The sequence below is a fragment of the Seohaeicola saemankumensis genome, from assembly GCF_021021435.1.
GTDB lineage: Bacteria > Pseudomonadota > Alphaproteobacteria > Rhodobacterales > Rhodobacteraceae > Seohaeicola.
This window is the reverse complement of record NZ_JAINWI010000073.1, coordinates 1-343: the sequence shown is the minus strand read 5'-3', so window position 1 is coordinate 343 and position 343 is coordinate 1. Positions and strand designations below refer to the sequence as shown.

The 343-nt window shown below is 62.7% G+C and carries 1 pseudogene; it reads left to right on the top strand.

The features are described 5' to 3' along the window. Nucleotides 1-47 precede the first annotated feature (47 nt). Nucleotides 48-343: pseudogene (locus K7H22_RS20015) on the top strand (methylase); the annotation flags it as partial.

Sequence of the window (343 nt, the reverse complement as noted above, 5' to 3'; positions counted from 1 at the left end):
GCTTTTTGTCCTTTGGAACTCAGACCCTGATCCAAAGGAAAACCCCCATGACCAAGCCCAATCCGGCAAACCCGCCTTTCCAAATCTCCGACGCTGATCTCGCCTCTGCGCTCGCGCAAATCGGCACGGAGATCGACAACCAGCCCCTGCGCATCTCAGCGTTCGCGCGCATCATGCGCGAGACGTTTAATGGCAGCGATGCCGGCGGTGCCTGGGACTGGCGCATGGCCTACGATCTGATGCAGGCCGCGGCCATCCAGGTGCTGCTGCGTGGGGACGGTGCAGCAGGTGACATCGCCGCTGCAAAGCTCCTCGCCTCACGGCTCCTAGCCGAGACACGGCG